Raw genomic sequence first — 19768 nt, 5'->3', positions numbered from 1 at the left:
TGTCATGCACGCGCCTCCGCGTTCGCCGTGGTCGTCTGCGCTGTCAGTTCGCGGGCCCGGGCGCGTGCCCAGGTCTCCGCTTCAAGGACGTCGGGCACGGTCAGTGAAGTTCCCGTGGCCGGTGTCCCGTGTTCCTCGACCACCCGTGTCACCGTCTCCATGATTCCGTTGAACGGCAGCGCGCCCGCGCGGAACGCCTCCACGCACTCCTCGTTCGCCGCATTGAACACCGCCGGGGCCGTGCCCGCGAGCTGTCCCACCTGCCGGGCCAGCCCGACCGACGGAAAAGCGTCGGTGTCGAGCGGGAAGAACTCCCACGTCGACGCCTTGCTCCAGTCGAACGCGGGCGCCGCGTCCGGGACCCGCTCGGGCCAGCCGAGCCCGATGGCGATCGGCCCACGCATGTCGGGGGGCGTCGCCTGGGCGAGTGTCGAACCGTCCGTGAATTCCACCATCGAGTGGACATACGACTGCGGGTGCACGACCACCTCAATGCGATCGAAGGGAATGTCGTACAGCAGGTGCGCCTCGATCACCTCCAGCCCCTTGTTCACCAAGGTCGCGGAGTTGATCGTGATCACCGGGCCCATCGCCCAGGTGGGGTGCGCGAGGGCCTCTTCTACGGTCACTCGAGCCAGGTCCGCTTTGCTACGGCCGCGGAAAGGGCCGCCGGACGCGGTGACGACGAGCTTGCGGACATCCGCGCGGGTACCGGCCGCGAGGGCCTGGAAGAGCGCCGCGTGCTCGGAGTCCACCGGGATGATCTGCCCCGGCTTGGCCAGCGCCTTCACCAGCGGGCCGCCGACGATGAGCGACTCCTTGTTGGCGAGCGCGAGGACACGGCCCGCCTCCAGGGCGGCGAGGGTGGGCGCGAGGCCGATGGATCCGGTGATGCCGTTCAGCACGGTGTGGCAGTCGGAGGCGGCGAGTTGGGTGGCCGCGTCCGGTCCGGCCAGGATCTCGGGGAGCGGCTCCCCCGCGCCGTACTGCGCGGCGAGCGCCTCGCGCAGTGCCGGTACGACGTCCTCGCGGGCGACCCCGACCGTCCGCACCCTGAGCTGGTACGCCTGCTCGGCGAGAAGCCCGACCCGGCCGCCGTTCGCGGAGAGTGCGGTGACCTTGAAGCGGTCCGGGTTGCGCAGCACCAGGTCGATGGCCTGGGTGCCGATGGACCCGGTGGACCCGAGGATCACCAGGGCCTTGGGACCGTCGCCCACGACGGGGTCGTAGACGAGATGTGGGTCGGCGAGGGGTGCTGGACTGTCGCTCATCCCTCCATTGTTGCCGCAACGGGTGGCCGGGGGGACAGCGGTTCCCTCGGGCGGGTGGCTTATCGGCTCTCGTCGGTGATTGAAGGGAAATCCCCCTTTGTGAATACGGCGTGAAGGTCGCGTGATAACACTTCAGTCCTGCGCCGGTGGACGACCGGCGCATGGACGACGTCCTGGGGGGATTCTCCATGCGGATACGCGCTGCCCTGCCCGCGCCAAGCGCTCCGCTGGCGGTCCGGTGCGTCGGCTGCGGGTCCGTCGTGGCTGGTCGCGCCCCGCGGCGGAGCCGCTGATATATGCAGCCCCGCGCCCCTTCAGGGCGCTACCGAACCGCAGCCGACTTCACCAGGTCCGCTCAGCGGGCGCGGCGATACTCACCGGCACCTGCTCAGCACCCCGGCCGAGGCCGCCGGCGGGGTGGCGAGGTGCACGCCGGCAAGGGCACGGACACCGCGACGCTGACGAAGTCCAACGGCAGCAAGGTCGACACCTGTTCGTGGACGACGCGGGATCCGAGCGACAAGTACTGCTGATCCGGGGTCAGTTGATGGTTCGGTGCACGTTCTCCACCTTGCTCGGACCGTCGGAGGCATCGGCGATCCACGGTCCCTCGCCCGACGGGTCGACGATGCCTTCCTCCAGCCAGGTGTACGCGCCGCCCATGACGCCCTTGACGACCTTGTGGTCGATGTCGTCGGTGTTGGTCCACAGCCGGCCGAAGAGTTCCTCGACGCGGATGCGGGACTGTTCGCAGAAGGCGTCGGCGAGTTGGTAGGCCTCGCGGCCGTGATCGCCCTGGGTGCGCAGGAGTTCGGCCCGTACGCAGACCGCGCTCATCGCGAAGAGTTCGGCGCCGATGTCGACGATCCGGCCCAGGAAACCCTGCTTGGTCTCCATGCGGCCCTGCCAGCGGGACATGGCGTAGAAGGTGGAGCGGGCCAGTTTGCGGGCGTTGCGCTCGACATAGCGCAAGTGCCGGGAGAGGTCGATGCCGTGGCGGAACTCGCCGTAGGTGCCCGGGAGTTGGCCGCTGCCCGCGACGAGCTTCGGGAGCCACTTGGCGTAGAAGACGCCCGCGTTGGCGCCCGCTTTCGCCTTGTCCTGGAGGGACTTGTCGGGATCGATGAGGTCGCCGGCGACCTTGAGGTGGGCGTCGACGGCCTCGCGGGCGATGAGGAGGTGCATGATCTCCGTCGAGCCCTCGAAGATGCGGTTGATGCGGAGGTCGCGCAGGACCTGTTCGGCGGGGACCGCCTTCTCGCCGCGGGCCGCGAGGGATTCGGCCGTCTCGAAGCCCCGGCCGCCGCGGATCTGGACCAGCTCGTCGGCCATGAGCCAGCCCATCTCGGAGGAGAAGAGCTTGGCCAGCGCGCCCTCGATGCGGATGTCGTTGCGGTCCTCGTCGGCCATCTGCGAGGACAGGTCGAGTACGGCCTCCAGGGCGAAAGTCGTCGCCGCGATGAAGGAGATCTTCGCGCCCACCGCCTCGTGCTCGGCGATCGGCCTGCCCCACTGCTCACGCGCCGCCGACCACTCGCGGGCGATCTTCAGGCACCACTTGCCGGCCGCGACGCAGGACGCGGGGAGCGAGAGGCGGCCGGTGTTGAGGGTGGTGAGGGCGATCTTCAGGCCCGCACCCTCGGGGCCGATGCGGTTGGCCGCCGGGACCCGGACCTGGTGGAAGCGGGTGACGCCGTTCTCGATGCCGCGCAGGCCCATGAAGGAGTTGCGGTTCTCGACGGTGATGCCGGGCGAGTCGGACTCCACGACGAACGCCGTGATGCCGCCCTTGTGGCCCTCGCTCTTCGGCACCCGGGCCATCACGACCAGCAGGTCGGCGATCACGCCGTTCGTGGTCCAGAGCTTCACGCCGTCGAGGACGTACGCGTCCCCGTCCGGTACCGCGCTGGTCGCGAGCCGCGCCGGGTCGGAGCCGACGTCCGGTTCGGTGAGCAGGAAGGCGCTGATGGCGGTGCGGGCGCAGCGGGGCAGGAACTCCGCCTTCTGCTCGTCCGTGCCGAACAGCTTCAGCGGCTGCGGTACGCCGATCGACTGGTGGGCGGAGAGCAGCACACCGACGGCAGGGCAGGCGGAGCCCGCGAGGGCCAGCGCCTTGTTGTAGTACACCTGGGTGAGGCCGAGGCCGCCGTACTTGGTGTCGATCTTCATGCCGAGGGCGCCGATCTCCTTGAGGCCGCTGATGACCTCGTCGGGGATGCGCGCCTCGCGTTCGATGCGGGCGGCGTCGATCTGGGTCTCGCAGAAGACGCGCAGCTTCGCGAGGAACTCCTCGCCGCGCCGGGAGTCCTCGGCAGGCGGGAGGGGGTGGGGATGGATCAGGTCGAGCCGGAAGCGGCCGAGGAACAGTTCCTTGGCGAAGCTGGGCTTGCGCCAGTCCTGTTCCCGGGCCGCTTCCGCCACCTGCCGGGCTTCTCGCTCGGTGACGGTGGGTTTGCTGGATGGAGCGGACATGAGGCTCACCTCGCCGCGAATCGGGCCCTCGGACCATGGCGGTTACCGACGGGTGCTACCCGTTCGTATGTACCCGATCCACCGCGAAGCAGCCACCCTTCGCGCGTCCGTTCAGCCGATGTCGACGGAGTACGCCTTTGTGTCAAGCCGCCCCGAGCCCTTGAAGACCTCGGTGCCGGACTCGATGCCGGAGAGGTACTTGTCGTTGCTCAGCAGCTTGCGCCGGACGAGGGCCTGGGTGAAGTCGTCGATGTTCAGGGTCGCCTTGGTGGTGTTGGCGGTGCGGACGAAGGAGTACACGTTCCAGCCGATGTTGCCCTGGTAGATGTCCCACATCGCGCCGTCGAGACTGACGCTGCCGTACTTGGTGCCGAGCGGGCCCGCGCCGCCCTGCCGGTTGAGCCAGATCATGATCTCGTCGGTGGGCTGGTCCGCCCAGTCGGCGGTGTTCTTGGAGTGCAGCCACAGGTCGTACGCCACGTCGAGCGTGCCCGGGTTGCTGCTGAGAGCGAACTCCCAGCTGGTCTTCACGCTCTTCCGGTCACCGACGCGGATCGGCAACCCGGTGGTCGCCTTGTCGACCTTCCAGCCCCAGTGCCAGCCGAGGACGGTACTGGCGAACGTCTTCACGTCCGCGTCGGTGCCCTCGCTGTTGTTGGCCCAGCTGAAGGACGTACCCCACGAAATCGTGGACCCCGACTGGGAGTTGTCCCACACGCACTGGTTGCCGGTGGCCTTGTCCCGGCCCCACTGGTTGTTGTTGACGTAGTACTTGCCGAGGGTGACCGTGTCATCGGCCGTGCACTTCTTGCTCGACTCACCCGCCTGGGCGACGGTGACACCGGCGACGGCAGCGAGGGCCACCGCGGTGGCGACCAGCGCCTTCCGCTTCTTCGACAGGCGTGGTCTGCGGTGTTGCATCGGGGGTCCTTCCGAGGGACGGTTCGTCTACGACCCGTCAGCGGCCGTTACGACCTCTCAGTGGCCGCCGACCCGCCCCGAGGTTGCCTCCCCGGCGCGGAGAATCCCGCCGGGCCCGGTTTTCCCGAGCAGTCGAGCCCGGTGTCCGGAGAAAGTGTCGAAGCGCTTCGACAACCTATGGACACCCCACACCGCCTGAAGCTAATGTCGAACCACCCTCACCCGCCCTTGTCAGCAACGCGCACTGTCGAAGCGCTTCACAAAGCTTGGAGAGCTGGATGGTCACCCTCGCCGAGGTCGCCCAGCACGCCGGAGTCTCGGCGAGCACGGTGAGCTATGTCCTCAGCGGCAAGCGGTCCATCTCCGGAGCCACCCGGCAGCGGGTCGAGCAGAGCATCCGCGAGCTGGGCTACCACCCGAACGCGGGCGCCCGCGCCCTGGCCAGCAGCCGGTCGAACATCATCGCGCTGATGGTGCCGCTGCGCACCGACATGTACGTGCCGGTGATGATGGAGATCGCCATCGCAGTGGCGACCACCGCCCGCCTGCACGGCTACGACGTGCTGCTGCTCACCGGCGAGGAGGGTCCCGACGCGGTGCGCCGGGTCACCGGCAGCGGACTCGCCGACGCGATGATCCTGATGGACGTCGAACTCGCCGACGAGCGGCTGCCGTTGCTGCGCGGCACCGACCAGCCCTCCGTGCTCATCGGCCTCCCCGCCGACACCACCGGACTGACCTGCGTCGACCTCGACTTCGGGGCGACCGGCGCGCTGTGCGTCGAGCACCTCGCCAAGCTCGGCCACCAGGACATCGCCGTCATCGGCGAGGCACCCGGCGTCTACGAACGGCACACCGGCTTCGCCGAACGCACCCTCGACGGACTCCGCTCCCGGGCAAGGGAGTTGGGCCTGCGGGTGCTGCACCGGCCGTGCGAGGGCGGGTACGACGCGATGACGATGACCCTGGCCCGGATCTTCGACGAGCGCCCCGGCACCACGGGCTTCGTCGTGCAGAACGAGTCGGCGGTCGAGCCGCTGCTCGCCCTGCTGCGCCAGCAGGGCCGGGCCGTGCCGGAGGACGTGTCGGTGGTCGCGGTCTGCCCCGACCAGGTCGCCACCCAGGCCTCGGTGCGGCTGACGTCCGTCGCCATCCCCGCGCAGGAGATGGGCCGTTACGCCGTGGAGCACCTGGTGGCCAAGCTGGACGGCCGCGGCAGCGACGAAGTCGTGCTGATCGCACCGGAGTTGACGGTGCGGGCGAGTACGGGACCAGCACCCGCAGTTTCCTGACCCCTTTTCCGACCTCAGAGCTCCACCCCTGTGCCGCCGCCAGGGCACCGCCATGTCCGCAACTCCTCCGTCTGCAACTCCTCTGTCTGCTCTTCTCACAGGAGCCCTCTCGTGAATCAGCCTGCCGAAAACCAGACCATTCAGGGCGCGGGTGCGGTCAGCCTCGCGCAGTCGTCGCCCACCGTCGGCACCTTCCGTGAGCGGGACGGCGCGCTGGAGTGGAGTGGCCGTCAGGAGACCCTGCGGATCGAGCCGTGGGGGCCTGACGCGGTCCGGGTCAGGGCCCGGCTCGGCGGTCCGCTGCTCGACGGGCTGCCGGGCGCACTCCTCGACGAGGCGCCGGCCACCGAGGCCAGCGTCAAGATCGAGGACGGTCAAGGGACGCTGATCGTGGGCAAGTTGACCGTCCACGTCGACGCCGAGGGTCTGGTCCGCTTCCTGCGCACCGACGACTCCACCGAACTCCTAGCCGAGGCCCGCGCCCACTTCTGGTGGCCCGGCTCGCGGCTCTACACGGCGGTCGGCAACGGCCACCACCGCCTGGAGCAGCGCTTCGCCGCGTACGAGGACGAGAAGCTGTACGGCCTCGGCCAGCACCAGCACGGCCAGCTGGACCAGAAGGGGCTGGTCCTCGACCTGGTCCAGCGCAACGCCGAGGTCGGCATCCCGGTGCTGGTCTCCAGCCGCGGCTACACCCTGCTGTGGAACAACCCGGCGATCGGCCGCGTGGAGCTGGCCGGCAACGGCACCCGCTGGGTGGCCGATTCGGCCCGGCAGATCGACTACTGGATCACCGCGGGCGACCCGGCCGACGGCCAGCGCCGCTACAGCGCGGTGACGGGCCGTACGCCGATGCTCCCCAAGTGGGCGGCGGGCTTCTGGCAGTGCAAGCTGCGCTATCGCACCCAGGCCGAACTCCTCGCCGTGGCAAGGGAGTACAAGCGCCGGGAACTCCCCCTCTCCGCGATCGTCTGCGACTTCTTCCACTGGACGCACCTGGGCGACTGGAAGTTCGACCCGGCCGAGTGGCCCGACCCGGCGGCGATGGTCCGCGAACTGGACGAGATGGGCGTGAAGTTGGTGGTGAGCGTCTGGCCCTCCGTCTCCCCCCTCAGCGAGAACCACTCGGTGCTGGAACAGCGCGGCTACCTCATCGGCACCCAGTACGGCCCGATGGCCCACGCCGACTGGCCGGACAAGGGGGTCGCGTCGACGGTCCAGGTGGCCTTCTACGACGCCACCAACCCCGAGGCCCGCGACTTCCTGTGGTCGAAGATCCGCGACAACTACCTTGTGCCGTACGGCATTACGGCCTTCTGGCTGGACGCGTGCGAGCCCGAGCTGAAGCCGGGCTTCCCGGAGAACCTGCGCTACTGGGCGGGCCCGGGCCTGGAGGTCGGCAACATCTACCCGGCCGAGAACTCCCGTGCGTTCGCGGAGGGGTTGCGCGCCGAAGGCATCGGTGACGACGAGGTCATCACCCTCAACCGCTCGGCGTGGGCGGGCAGTCAGCGCCACGGTGCCGCGCTCTGGTCGGGTGACATAGGCACCGACTTCCCGACCCTGCGCCGCCAGATCGCCGCGGGCCTCAACACCGCACTCTCCGGCATCCCTTGGTGGAACACCGACATCGGCGGCTTCCACGGCGGCGACCCGGACGACCCGGCGTACCAGGAGGTCATGGTCCGCTGGTTCCAGTTCGGCGCCCTGTCCCCGCTGATGCGCCTGCACGGCTTCCGCGACCCGGGCATGCCGCTCGGCCCCGACATGACCGGCGGCCCCAACGAGGTCTGGTCGTACGGCGATCGGGCCCTGCCGATCCTGGAGAAGTACCTGCGGCTGCGCGAGCGCCTGAAGCCGTACGTCCTGGACGTGATGCGGGCCGCGCACGAGGAGGGGCTGCCGGTGATGCGCCCGCTGTTCCTGGAGTTCCCCCGGGACCCGGCGACCTGGTCGGTCGACGACGCGTACCTCTTCGGCCCGGACCTGCTGGTCGCGCCGGTGCTGACGGCGGGCGCCACGGTCCGTACGGCCTATCTCCCGGCGGGCGCGTGGTGGACGGACGCGTGGACGGGCGAGACGTACGAGGGCGGAACGGCGGTCACGGTCGACGCGCCGCTGGACCGGATCCCGCTGTTCCTGCGGGACGAGGCGACGCTGCCGGTGACGGAGTAGAGGCCAGGGCGCCCGTTGGGGGCGGGCGCCCGAGCCGTGACGCTTCCGTTGTGCGGAACTGTGGGGTCCGTCACAGCCGTACCGATCTTGTTCTGCTGGACTCCTCCGATGGTGTTACGCAAGCTCGCCTTTGCTGCGGGCCTCGCCGCGTTCGCCCTGTATCTCTGGGGTCTGCTCTACGTCCTGGGCGCGATCCTCCAGGCCGAGGACGGCGGCGCCGACTCCTCGCCGATGCTGCCCTGCCGTACGACCAACGGGGAGGAAGGCGGGCCGGTGGACCCCAGAGCCGCTCATGTCGTGGACTACTCCGTGGGCTTCGCCCCGCTCAGGTTCGACTGCGAGATGACGGGCGGGGGCAGCTACGTCGCCAACACCGTTCCCGGGTACGTCAATCCGGCGGTGTTCGGCCTGGTGCTGACCGCGCTCGGCTGCTGGGTCGCCGCACTCGTCGTGGCACCGCCCGGCCCTCGCGGAGCACGAGGACCGGACGGCTGAGCGAAGTACCGGACTGCCGGGATGGGTCAACTACTGGTGACGCTCTCGCTGTTGGTGGTGAAGTCGAGCCCGCCGGACGAGGACGTGATCTCGAAGCCGAACTGCAGGTCCCCGATGGTCACGTTGCCGAACCAGCCCTTGGTGTCCTTGATCCACTTGAGGATCGGCAGGACGTTGACCGTGCCGGAGCTGGAGTTCGAGGTGCGCACGAACGAGAACACGTCGTTGGCGCCGTTGTTGCCCTTGTAGACGGTCCAGGTGTGACCGCCCAGGGTGAGGGTGCCCTGCGAGGTACCGAGCGGGCCGACGGCTCCGGTCTTGTTCATCCAGAGCATGATCTCGTAGTCGTAGTTGGTGTCCCAGATGTCGTACGACGTGTTGTACGCGCCGGACGACGGCACCGTGACGTTGTAGCTGCTGGTGAGCGAACCCAGCGAGGTGATCGACTTGTTGATCACCTTCTTGGCGTTGGGGTAGGACTTGATGCCGCCGGTGTTGGGGTGGTTGGCGTTGACGCCCCAGTTGGTACCGGAGTTGGCCCAGATGCACTGGCTGCCGGCGCCGGAGCCCCAGATGTTGTTGTAGAGCGTGTAGCCGTTCAGGGTCGTGTTGCCGTACTGGGCGCACGAGCTCCAGACCGCGGCGGAGGCGGGGGCCGAGGCGAGTGCGACGGTGGCGCCGAGCGCGAGAGCGGGGGCGAGAACGGCCGTAAGTACGCGGCCCAGCTTGCGTGTTGCCATGGTGTCCCTTCCATGGGTGGGGGGAACTGCGAGTGGCTACCGCGCCCCCAGGGTGAGGACGCGGTCTTCTCCGGCCACGAGGTCGAGCGGCTCCGTGCCGGAGGAAGTCCGGAGTTCGACGCGGTGAGTTCGGGACGGCCGGATCAGCGCGGTGGCGGAGTGGGGCGCCCAGCTCAGATCGACCTCCGCCCCGAACCTCGTGCGTACGCCGGTGAGTTGACCGTGCGGATACGCCGCCGGGAGTGCGGGCAGCAGGACCAGCCGGTCCGGGGTGGACTGCACGAGCGCCTCGACGAGCAGCGCCGGCAGGGTGTGCGCGGCGTCCGCGTTGTAGACGTCACGGTTCGGGTAGTGCGCGCTCATGAGGGAGGCGTGGAAGAAGTCGCCGTCGAGCACCTGGCCGAGGGCGTGCGCCACCCGCTCACCGTCCCGGAGCCGGGCGGCGACAAGCGCGTGGTGGAGGTGCCCGTGCGCGGAATCGTTCTCGGCGCCCCGGAGTTGGAGCGCGCGGTGCGCGGCGGCGGCGAGCCGCGGGGTGTCGTACGGGTTGATCTCGTCGAGCGGCCAGACACCGTAGAGGTGACTGAGATGCCGGTGGTCGTAGGTGTCGTCGAGACCCGGCCAGGCCCATTCGGCAAGCGCGCCTTGGGAGTTGACCCGGTGCGGCGGCAGCCGGTCGGCGAGGGCGAGCCAGCGGGCCGCGTCGGGAGTGCCCTGGTGGTAGGCGGCGGCGGTGTGAAGTGCGTGCCGAGCGGCGGAGAGATCCATCGCCGCGTTGATCGCGCCCCAACTGGCGTTGGCGTTCGCCGGACGGTTCTCGGGTGAGTAGGAGGGCACGACGACGAGTTGGCCGCCTGCGTCGGTACGACTGAGGAAGTCCTCGTAGAACAGAGCGACTTCGGCGAGTACGGCGGCGGTACGCGGATCGCGTGCGCCGCGTGTCTCGTCGTGGTCGACGAGCGGCTTGAGCAGCCAGTCCGCGCCCGCTGTCCAGAGGTGCAGCGGGTACTCCAGGCTGAAGTGGTACGACAGCCCGGACTCGCCGTCGGTGTGCGCGGGCGCGACGACACCCCGGGCGCCGAAGACGGCACGGGCGTTCTCCCGCCAGTCATCGAGCTGACGATGAATCAAGGACGCGAGCGCGTCGGTGACTTCGGGGAGAGCTGCGCTCGCGGCGGAGGCGGTCTGGAGGTTGAGGTTCGCGTCGTTGGTGAACGCCCCCGACCAGGCCGTGTTCCAGTCGCCGGTCCACAGTCCGGTGAGCCGGGGCGGGAGCAGCCCGCTGGAGGAGAGCAGGTGATACCGGCCGGCGGCGAAGAGCCGTTCGAGGAGGGCAGGACTGTGGGGCCGCTTCAGCAACTCGCTGCCGGGAAGGGCACGTTCGGCATCGTCGGCGTGGAGATCGAGGGCGACGCGGGCGTAGGCCGCGCGATGGAGGGCGAGGTGCCGGTCGAGGAGGGCGTCATAGGACTGCTGCCGGTCGGCGACCAACTCCCGTAGGGCACGGCTCTCTTCCACGACGTCCAGCTCGCCGGTGTGGCGTCGGACCCGGGTGAGGAGAAGGACTTCGTCGGCCCCGGCGATCCGAACTCCCGTCGAGGTGAGCCGTGTTGTGCCGCCGGTGACCACGGCGAGGGTGACTCCGGTGTACGCGCGATCGCTGTCGGGATAGCGGACGCGGAGGGTGAGAACGGCGCCGTCGGAGGTGAGGAGCGTGCCGTGGCCGACGCCCAACCCTGTCGGAGCACCCGGGAGTTGGTGGTCCTGGGCGAGGTCGAGGGTGAGGTCGGGGGCGGTGATGTGCTGGACGATCACGTCGTCGGCGCGGGAGACGAAGACGCGGCTGCGCCAGTCCGCGTGAGTGTCGGTGGCCTCACAGGTGGCGGTGACATCGCCTGTCGTGAAGTCGACGGTACGGCGGTAGTCGCCCCCGGCCGTGCCGGACGGCCTGCGCAGCCGTAGCTGGAAGGCCGGGTGGAACGGCTGCACCCACTGAAGCGGGCGGTCGTCCGTGAACCCCTCGGCGGCGGTGAGGTCACCGGCGAGCAACCTGGCCTGGAGCGCGGGGAGTTCGGCGGCGAGGCGTGGAGGGCGTGCGTGTTCGGCGCCGTTCGGGCGGACGAGGGTGTGGTGGCTGACGATGACACGGTCGTCGTTCGGATCGCCGAACACGAGGGCGCCGTGGTGGCCGTTGCCGCTGAGATAGGCGTCCTCCCAGCGGGTGGCGGGGAGGGGTTCCCAGGTGGCGTGCGCGGGGCCGGGGGCCGGAGGGGTGGCCGGTGCGGGTTCGCTGATCATGGGCGCAACACTGCCGCACCGTAACGGCCGAGGGTGATCTCGCCCTCGGCGGTCGTGTCGGTGAGCACGTCGTGGTGAGTGCCGGGGAGTTCGACGGTGACTGGTTCGCGGCTGTGATTCAGGAGGAACAGCAGCTCCCCGCGCCGTACGGCCTCGATGCCCGACGGAAGCCCGGCGAGTACCGGTCGGACGCCCGCCTCGGCTGCCACCCGGGCGAGCAGGGCGCGGAGCGCGTGTGGTTCCGGGAGCGTCGAGACGTACCAGGAGCTGCCCTTGCGCAGGACGGCGGGCAGACCGTCCAGCTCTCCGCCCTTGTACGCAATCACCTCGTCGACGCCGTCGTCCTCCGGCTCGATCTCCTCGGACCACAGCGTCCCGCGAAGGCCCTCGCACTCCACCGTCTCCCCCGCGTCCAGCGGCCACCACTCGTGCAGGGTGCGGATGCCGAACAGCTCACGGAGACGGGCGTCCATGCCGCCGGACCGGACCCGGTCGTCCTCGTCGGCGATACCGGTGAGGAAGCCGGAGACCAGGGTGCCACCGGCGCGGACGTAGGCGAGGAGGTTGTCGATGGCGGTGTCCGTGAGGAGGTAGAGCTGCGGGACGATCACCAACTTGTAGGCGGACAGGTCGTGTTCGGGGTGGGCGAAGTCGGTCGCGAGGTGGGACTCCCAGAGGGCGCGGTGCCAGGCGCGAAGGACTTCCGGGTAGTCGACCTCGGTGGAGAGACGGCCGTCCTGCGCGCCCGCCCACCAGGCGTTCCAGTCGTGCAGGATCGCGATGTCGGAGGCGATGTGACTACCTGTCACTTCCTCACCCATCCGGGTGAGTTCGGCGCCGAGCTGCTTGACCTCCTGGAAGGTGCGACCGTGCTCCCCCGCGTGGCTGAGCATCCCGGAGTGGAACTTCTCGGCGCCCTGCCGGGATTGGCGCCACTGGAAGTAGCAGACGGCGTCGGCGCCTCGGGCCACGGCCTGGAGGGACCAGAGGCGGTTGAGGCCGCGCGGCTTGGGGTGGTTCACGCCGCGCCAGTTGACCGGTCCGGCGGCCTGCTCCATGAGCATCCAGGGACCGTGGGCCTGCGAACGGGTCAAGTCCTGGACGAGCGCGGCACTTTGGGCGCCGAGGGGATCACGCGGGTCGGGATACAGATCGACCGAGACGACATCCTCCTCCTCGGACCAGCGCCAGCCGTCCTGCCCCACCCACAGCGGCATGAAGTTGGTGGTGACCGGGATGTGCGGGGTGTGCCGGCGGACGATGTCACGCTCGGCGGTGTAGCACTCCAGCAGCATGTCGGAGGTGAAGCGCTTGAAGTCGAGCACGTGGGTGGGGTTGTTGAGGTAATGGGCGTGACGCGGGGGCAGGACGCCGTCCCAGGTGTCGTAGCCCTGGCTCCAGAATGCCGTGCCCCAGGCCGAGTTGAGGGCGTCGAGCGTGCCGTACTTCGCGCGCAGCCAGCGACGGAAGGCGACGGCGGCCTCGTCGCCGTAGTCGAAGGTGCAGTACTCGTTGTTGATGTGCCACATCGTGAGGGCGGGGTGGCCGGCGTAACGGGCGGCCAGGGCCTCGGTGATGGCGGCGGCGTGGTGGCGGTAGACGGCGCTGGAGTGGGAGAAGTGCTGCCGTCCGCCCCACCATTCGACGCGGCCGTCGGCATCGCGGGGCAGGGTCTCCGGGTGGAGGCGCCCCAGCCACGGCGGCGGGGAGGACGTGGGCGTGGCGAGGACGACGCCGATCCCACTGCCGTGCATCAGATCCATCAGCCGGTCGAGCCAGCCGAACTCCCTTGCCCCCGGCTCGGGTTCGAGCCTGGCCCAGGAGAAGACGCCGAGGGTGACGGAGTTGACGCCGGCGTCCTTCATCAGCCGGACGTCCTCGGTCCAGGTCTCCTCGGGCCACTGCTCGGGGTTGTAGTCACCGCCGAAGAGGATGCGCCCGCGGGTGGTGTCACTGAGCTGCGGCATCAGATCTGCTCTCCGTACTGGATGCCCCGCCCGTTGGTGGCGAGGTACACGCGCCCGTGGACGCGCGGGTCACCGGTGATGGCCTGTCCGACCCAACCCCACTGATGCAGATCATCGTTGATCCGCACCCAGGTCTTCGCCCCGTCGTCGGAGCGGTAGACGGCGGTGATGGTCTCGGTCGAGCCGACCTGGTAGATCGCGGGGTAATCGGCGCCGGGGGCGGATCTGCCGAAGCCGAGGGTGTACGAGGCCCAGCAACTGGAGATCTTCGAGAAACTCACGCCGCCGTCGAAGGACCGGTAGAGCCCGTTCCACTTGACGCTGAGCCACAGGTCACCGGACCGCCCCGGCGCCGCGACCAGCTGGAACTGACTGTCCCCGGCGGGCAGCCCACCCGCACGCGCAGTGAACGAAAGGCCACTGTCAGTGCTGGCGTATAGCGTTCCTGTGTCGGTGTCGTACGCGTAGAAGAGCGTCGGGTCGGCCGGGTCGGCGACCGGCGTGGCGCCCTTCGGGAAGGAGGAGATCTCGGTCCAGGTCGCGCCGTTGTCCGCCGAGCGGTGGGCTGCGTACTTCGTGCCGTCCCAGTGCACGAAGGACCACAGCAGCGTACTGCCGTCGGCGCCGGTGGCGATCGGCCCCGGTGCGTCGTGGGCGATGGAGGGCTGGGCGGCGAAGGGCGCCCAGGTCCGGCCGCCGTCGCCCGAGTGTGCGCCGTTGCCGTTGTCGCCCCAGCCCGTACGGACGACGTAGGCCGGCCTGCCCGCGGCCTGCGCGAGTCCCGTCGCCGACCCGAACACGGGGTTCGTCGCCATGCCGCGCGACGGAGACGCCGTGAGCCGCTCGTGGTACATCACGCCGATGTCCCCCGAGGCGCTGATCAGGTGCGCCTCCCCGACCGGGGGCGAGATCAGCTGTCTCACGGACGTCTCCTCCAGGCCACGGATCTGTGGCGCCCAGTGGGTGAGGTCACGGGTGCCGTAGAGGGTGGCACCGGTGCCGTAGACGACGTGCTTCGAGTCGTACGGGTCGACGGCCACGGCCTGGATCCACCAGCCGAACTTCGGCTGTTCCGCACCCCACTTGAGGAAAGGAGTCTCGGACACGTCGAACACGGCAGCGTCCTTGAGGGACGTCCAGGTACGGCCGCCGTCGGTGGTCCGGTACAGGGTGTCGACGGCTGCCCAGCGGTTGTTGGTGGAGACGACGACGGTGCCGGCGCGACGGGCGTCGACGGCGACCCCGCCGTAGCCGAAGCTGTCGGCGGACCCGTCGGACGTAGTCCCGCCCGGCACGACCGGCGTCACGTCCGTCCAAGTCCCGCGCGCGACGGCCAACTTGTGCACACTGCCGGTGGACTGGCCGTTGGGCCCGGGGGCATCGGCGTACGTCACGTACAGCTCGCGGGCACGGGCGTCGTACGCGGCGCGGATCGGGACCTTGGCGGAGGTGCCGGTGGGCTGCGCGGGGACGGCGGTCCAGGTGGTGCCGTCGGTGGTGCGGTAGAGATTGACGGCGGTCGCGGTGCCATCGCCGTCACCCCACCCGGCATAGACGGCACGACCGACGGCGACGAGGAAGGTGACACCTTGGCCGGAGGCGCTGGCGGTCGCCGGGAAGCCGGTCGCTGCTACCCAAGTGGCGCCCCGGTCGGTCGACTTGAGCAACCCGTCGTGCCGGGTGCCGAGCCAGAGGGTGTCACTGTCCCGCGGGTCCACGAGCAACCGCTCCCCCGCGCCTCGCCCGTCCTCGTTCCCGCCGAGCTTCACGGCGAGGTCGGTACGGGTCCAGGTCGCACCCCGGTCCTCGGAGCGGAGTACGGCACCATTGCCGGCCCAGGACTGGGCGTAGGTGCCGACGGCGAGGTACAGCCGGTCAGGGTGCGCGGGGTCGACGGCGAGCGCTTCTACCCCGAGCAGGTTCCAGTCGTCCCACCCGAGTTGATCGGTGAGCGGGGTCCAGCGCGCGGTCCGGTCGTCCCAGCGGTAGGCACCGCCGATGTCGGTACGGGCGTAGGCGAGCCCACGGACGGAGGGGTGGAAGAGGACGCCGGTAACGAATCCAGTGCCGCCTATTGCAACGTTACGCCAGCGATAGGAGAGGCCTTCCGCCGCATTCGCCTTCGCGGTGAAACCCGGCACAGTGGTGAGCGCGGCGCCAGCCGCAGCCCCGGCAAGAACGGCCCGGCGGCTCACTCGGGACGCAAGCATGCACATACCTCGCTGTATGAGATGGGGCAAGGAGAGATGTTTTAGGGGCGCGGGGCTGTATCGATTTGCGGCTCCGCCGCGTGGGCGCGACCAGCCCCAACACACCCGCAGACAAAAGACAACCGATTCAGCCCTTAACGGCGCCGGTAAGCATCCCCTTCTTAAAATGCCGCTGCACAAACGGCGAAAGCACAGCCACCGGCAACAACGCCATCACCATGACCGCCATCTGCACGGCAAGCCCCGACAACTCCCCGGTCTTGATCGCCTGACCAAGCCCCACCGGAGCCTGCTGCTTCTGCACCAACTGGATCATGACGTTCTGCAACGGCATCATGTCCTGGTCGTTCAGATACAGCGAGGCATTGAACCAGGCACTCCAATACCCCACGGCGTAGAACAGCGTGATGACAGCCAGCACCGCGCGCGACAAGGGCATCACAATCACCCACAGAATCCGGAAGTCACCGGCGCCATCGATCCGCGCACTGTCGATGAGTTCCTGCGAGATCCCCATGAAGAACCCGCGCAGCACAAGGATGTTGAACACGCTGAGCGCACTCGGCAGAATCAACGCGAGATAGCTGTCGGTCAGGCCGAGCGACTGGACGAGCAAATACGTCGGAATGAGCCCGGCACTGAAGAACATCGTCGCCAACATCATCATCAGAATCCACCGGTGCCCGAGCGACCCGATACGCGAGAGGCCGTAGGCACAGAGGACGGACACCGTCATGGAGAACAGCGTGCCGACGACGGTGATGAGGATGCTGATGACCGCCGCGCGGGTGACCTGCCCACCGCTGAGGAGTTCCTTGTAGGCGATGAAGGTGATGCCCTTGGGCACCATGACGAGACCGCCGGCCTGGTCGATGGTCTTGCGTGAGGAGAGGCTGGTGACGAGGACGATCCACAGCGGGAAGAGGATGGCGAGACAGGCGAGCGTGAGGACGAGCCCCTTGCTCGCGAGGCCGACCTTGCCGGGTTCCTCCTCCCAGGTGGGCCGGGGCGGCGCGGCCCAACGCCCGGGCGGCCGTACGGACTTGGCAGACGTGGCGGGCTCGACGGGTTGGTCGATGACGGCGGTCACTTCTTGTACACCCCCTGCTCGCCCATGAGGTGGGCCACTTTGTTCGCGGCGAGGACCAGCCCGAGACTGATCACGCCCTTGACGAGTCCGGCGGCGGCCGCGTAGCCGAAGTCCTGGTTGCGGACGCCGTTCCACCAGACGAAGGTGTCGAGGACCTCCGCCGCTCCCGGCCCCACGGCGTCGCGTTGGAGCAGGATCTGCTCGAAGCCGACGGTCAGCGCATCACCGACCCGAAGCACCAACAGCAGCGCGATCACGGGTCGGAGTGCCGGCAGCGTGACGTGCCACATCCGGCGCCAGCGCCCGGCGCCGTCCATCGCGGCGGCCTCGTACAGATCGGGGCTGACGGAGGACAGCGCGGCGAGGAAGACGATGATCCCCCAGCCCGCGTCCTTCCACACGCTCTGCGCGGTGATCAGGAACTTGAACGTGTTGGGGTCGGTCATGACGTCGAGGCCGTCGAAGCCGTGTTGGCGGAGGAGTTGCGAGAACAGGCCCGCCCCGCCCAGGAGTTGCTGGAAGACGGCGATGACCAGCACCCAGGAGAAGAAGTGCGGAAGGTAGAGGATCGCTTGCGAGAGCGCCCGGACCCGGGGCCTGACCACGCTGTTGATGAGCAGCGCGAGGAGGATCGGGATCGGGAAGAACAGGATGAGTTGGAGGAAGAACAGGACCAGTGTGTTCTGTACGGCGTTCCAGAAGGACGAGTCCGCGAAGATCTGCTGGAAGTTCTCCAGGCCGACCCAGGGGCTGTGCAGCATCGAGACGATGCCGTTGTCGCTGACGTAGGGGTCGTAGTCCTCGAAGGCGACGATGTTGCCCAGGATCGGCAGGTAGTTGAAGACCAGGATGAGCAGGACGGCCGGCAGCGTCATCAGGAGCAGGACGCGGTCGCGTCTGAACCTGAGCCGCCAACTCACCTTCGCCTTGGGCGTGTTCTGCCGGGAGCCGGTGGCGCCGCCGGACGCCTCCGGGGTCTTGCCCGTCGTGTCGGCCTCGGTCCTGCTCCGAGGCACCGTGCTGTGGGACACGGCCGTTCTCCTTGCCTCGGTACCCGGTCAGCTCGCCGCCGTACCGTTGTCGTCGAGCAACTTCAGGTACCAGGCGCGGAGTTGGTCGCCGCCCTTGCTCTTCCAGTCCGATACGGCCTGCTGCATGTCGCTGATCTTCTTGCGGCCGCGGGTGACGTCGTCCTCCAACTGTTCGAAGTCGTTGGAGAGGTTGGTGTAGCGGCTCGGCTCGGTGATCTGCTGGCCGTAGAAGCTGGACTTCTTTGTGAAGGCGCCCATCCGCTGCTGCCACTCGACCTGCGCCTTGGCGACCTCGGGGAAGTCGGGGTGGGCGATGGTGGCGGCGGGGCTGGCGACCATCACGTAGGCGTTGATGACCTCGTTGTTGCCCTGGTCGGTCTTGGTGGGGACACCGTTCTTGACGGTGTAATGGGTGCCCTCCACGCCGTAGTTGGTGAGCATGTACTCCTTGGTGCCGTACGGCGCGGCGGTGACGTTGGCGACGGCCAGCGCGTCACGGATGACGGACTCGGAGGCCTTCTTGCTGATGAAGGCGAAGATGTTGGCCGGTTCGCCGGCCCAGAGGGTCGGGTCGCCGCCGTCGTGGCCGAAGAGGTCCATGCCCCAGATCTTGTAGGACGGATTCTGGGTGGCCTGTTCGGCGGTGCGGCTCCACCACTGCGAGATGTCCTGGGGGTAGATGAGGAACTCGCCCGCCGCGAACTTGGGGCCCGGGTCGGTGGCCGCGCTCTTGCCCAACTTGGCGTCGGGGTGCACATATCCGGCGGCGAACAGCTTGCGGGTCCACTCCAGCGCTTCGAGGTACTCCTGGGTCTCGACGCGGTTGACCAGCTTGCCGTCGACGAGGTTCCAGCCGAGCGACTTCTCGCTGCCGGAGAGCACGCCCCACATGTTGAAGGCGGTCCACTTCATGTCCAGGCAGGCCCAGCGCTTGGCCTTGGCGTTGGTGATCTCCTTGGCCAGGGCCATGAACTCGTCGGCGGAGGTGGGGACTTCGTACCCCTCCTTGTCGAAGATGTCCTTGCGGTAGAGCGGCACGATGTTGGGGACGTACGAGGACGGCATCGGCAGTCCGCGCAGCGCGCCGCCGAAGATGCAGCGCTGCCAGGCGTCGGACGGGATCGCCGCGAGGTTCGGGTAGTCCTTGACCTTGTCGCCTGCGAGGTAGGGGCCGAGGTCGGCGAACTTGCCGATGATGGCGCTGGGTATCTTGCCGCCCATGTTCCAGCCGGGGACGACCACGACGTCCGGGATGTCGCTGGAGGCGAGCACCGCGCCGAGCTTCTGGTCGTAGGTGTTGCCGTCCTGGTTCTGCCAGGCCACGTCGACGCCGATGAGGCTGTTCATCGACTTGTAGTAGGCGTTGTCGCTCTTCGGCGGCGAGCCCCAGAACGGCGCCATGATGGTGACCTTGCCGCCCTTGCCGAGCTTCTTCGGCACCGAGGTCTTCAGCGTGGCGAGGTCCAGCTTGCTGGAGAAGCCGATCGCGGAGCCGTTCTTGGAGGGGAGATCCGGGGTCACCACGTTGCTGGCCACGAAGGCCGGCAGCAGCTTCTTGACGCCCTTGCCCTCCGAACTGCCCCCGCCCGAACCGCTGTCCGAGGCCCCGCAGGCGGAGAGCAGCGGTACCCCTCCCGCCACCGCTGCGGCGGCGACCGCCGTGGAGGCGAGGAAACTTCTCCGGCTGGGAGCGGAGGCGGCGGAGGCGTTCGGCGTCATTGCGTCAACCCTTCATGGCGCACCAGGACACCCGGCGGTGGAGCCGTCGGCTGCGGTGTCTTGAGTGGAACAGAGCACTTAGTCGAA

At 68.8% G+C, this 19768-nt stretch carries 13 protein-coding genes; 3 read left to right on the top strand and 10 right to left on the bottom strand.

What is annotated here, in order from left to right:
• Positions 1–2: 2 nt before the first annotated feature.
• The 3 genes from dxr to OG588_RS36345 form a co-directional block, all read right to left on the bottom strand.
• On the bottom strand, positions 3–1271 hold the full coding sequence (dxr, locus tag OG588_RS36355) for a 1-deoxy-D-xylulose-5-phosphate reductoisomerase (RefSeq protein ID WP_318019151.1): 1269 nt from the start codon (positions 1269–1271) through the stop codon (positions 3–5).
• Positions 1272–1811: 540 nt separating this feature from the next.
• Positions 1812–3743, bottom strand: a complete 1932-nt coding sequence (locus tag OG588_RS36350; protein WP_405950923.1) for an acyl-CoA dehydrogenase family protein — start codon at positions 3741–3743, stop codon at positions 1812–1814.
• 111 nt (positions 3744–3854) lie between these two features.
• A complete protein-coding gene (locus OG588_RS36345) occupies positions 3855–4664 on the bottom strand; it encodes a GH12 family glycosyl hydrolase domain-containing protein (RefSeq protein WP_405950922.1) in 810 nt (269 codons plus the stop codon).
• Positions 4665–4942: 278 nt separating this feature from the next.
• Between OG588_RS36345 and OG588_RS36340 the strand changes: the two genes are divergently transcribed.
• From OG588_RS36340 to OG588_RS36330, 3 genes are all read left to right on the top strand, one after another.
• Positions 4943–5956 carry a LacI family DNA-binding transcriptional regulator gene (locus OG588_RS36340; RefSeq protein ID WP_019058779.1) on the top strand — a complete coding sequence of 338 codons (1014 nt, stop codon included), beginning with the start codon at positions 4943–4945 and terminating at the stop codon, positions 5954–5956.
• 111 nt (positions 5957–6067) lie between these two features.
• Positions 6068–8131, top strand: coding sequence for a TIM-barrel domain-containing protein (locus tag OG588_RS36335; protein ID WP_405950921.1), 2064 nt, complete (start codon positions 6068–6070; stop codon positions 8129–8131).
• Between the two features lie 108 nt (positions 8132–8239).
• Positions 8240–8626: a hypothetical protein gene (locus OG588_RS36330; RefSeq protein WP_405950920.1), complete on the top strand. Its 387-nt coding sequence runs from the start codon at positions 8240–8242 to the stop codon at positions 8624–8626.
• A gap of 26 nt (positions 8627–8652) precedes the next feature.
• Here the strand turns inward: OG588_RS36330 and OG588_RS36325 are convergent, their stop codons facing one another.
• From OG588_RS36325 to OG588_RS36295, 7 genes are all read right to left on the bottom strand, one after another.
• Positions 8653–9366, bottom strand: a complete 714-nt coding sequence (locus tag OG588_RS36325; RefSeq protein ID WP_405950919.1) for a glycoside hydrolase family 12 protein — start codon at positions 9364–9366, stop codon at positions 8653–8655.
• A 36-nt stretch (positions 9367–9402) separates the two neighbouring features.
• A complete protein-coding gene (locus tag OG588_RS36320; protein WP_405950918.1) occupies positions 9403–11664 on the bottom strand; it encodes a glycosyl hydrolase family 95 catalytic domain-containing protein in 2262 nt (753 codons plus the stop codon).
• Positions 11661–13631, bottom strand: a complete 1971-nt coding sequence (locus tag OG588_RS36315) for a beta-galactosidase (protein ID WP_405950917.1) — start codon at positions 13629–13631, stop codon at positions 11661–11663. The genes OG588_RS36320 and OG588_RS36315 overlap by 4 nt, the downstream gene beginning before the upstream one ends.
• Positions 13631–15841, bottom strand: coding sequence for a 1,4-beta-glucanase (locus tag OG588_RS36310; protein WP_405950916.1), 2211 nt, complete (start codon positions 15839–15841; stop codon positions 13631–13633). Before OG588_RS36310 ends, OG588_RS36315 begins: the two co-directional genes overlap by 1 nt.
• Positions 15842–15968: 127 nt before the next feature.
• Complete coding sequence (locus OG588_RS36305; RefSeq protein WP_405950915.1) at positions 15969–16931, bottom strand: carbohydrate ABC transporter permease; 963 nt, start codon at positions 16929–16931, stop codon at positions 15969–15971.
• Complete coding sequence (locus OG588_RS36300) at positions 16928–17962, bottom strand: ABC transporter permease (protein ID WP_405950914.1); 1035 nt, start codon at positions 17960–17962, stop codon at positions 16928–16930. Before OG588_RS36300 ends, OG588_RS36305 begins: the two co-directional genes overlap by 4 nt.
• A 27-nt stretch (positions 17963–17989) precedes the next feature.
• Positions 17990–19681 (bottom strand): extracellular solute-binding protein, encoded by a 1692-nt coding sequence (locus OG588_RS36295; protein ID WP_405950913.1) that lies wholly within the window; start codon positions 19679–19681, stop codon positions 17990–17992.
• Positions 19682–19768 lie beyond the last annotated feature (87 nt).

The organism is Streptomyces prunicolor (assembly GCF_045162825.1).
Classification (GTDB): domain Bacteria; phylum Actinomycetota; class Actinomycetes; order Streptomycetales; family Streptomycetaceae; genus Streptomyces; species Streptomyces prunicolor.
The sequence above is the reverse complement of the archived record's forward strand: the minus strand, read 5'-3'. Positions and strand labels throughout refer to the sequence as shown.